Here is a 335-nt window from a genome sequence, read left to right on the forward strand (position 1 = left end):
CGGATGCTGTTCGGTACCCGTTCTGAAAAACTGCGTCGTGAAGTTGAACAGGCTGAGGCCCTGCTGAAACAACGCGAACAGGACAGCGATCGTTACAGTGGGCGGGAAGACGATCCACAGGTTCCCCGCCAGTTGCGACAGTCGCGCCATCGTCGTCCGTTACCGGCACACCTTCCCCGTGAAATACACCGTCTGGAGTCTGAAGAAAGCTGTTGCCCGGAGTGTGGCGGTGAGCTGGATTATCTGGGGGAAGTCAGTGCAGAACAACTGGAACTGGTGAGCAGCGCCCTGAAAGTGATCCGCACAGAACGGGTAAAAAAAGCCTGTACAAAATG

Annotated in this window: 1 protein-coding gene; it reads left to right on the plus strand. The window is 55.8% G+C overall.

Translation table 11 applies throughout. The features are described from left to right. Positions 1–335, plus strand: a 335-nt coding sequence (locus FQZ95_RS15110; protein ID WP_202384155.1) for an IS66 family transposase zinc-finger binding domain-containing protein, incomplete at both ends; no start/stop codon positions are given.

Origin of the sequence: Escherichia sp. HH41S, assembly GCF_009820115.1 — a bacterium.
In the GTDB taxonomy this organism is placed as follows: domain Bacteria; phylum Pseudomonadota; class Gammaproteobacteria; order Enterobacterales; family Enterobacteriaceae; genus Escherichia; species Escherichia coli_F.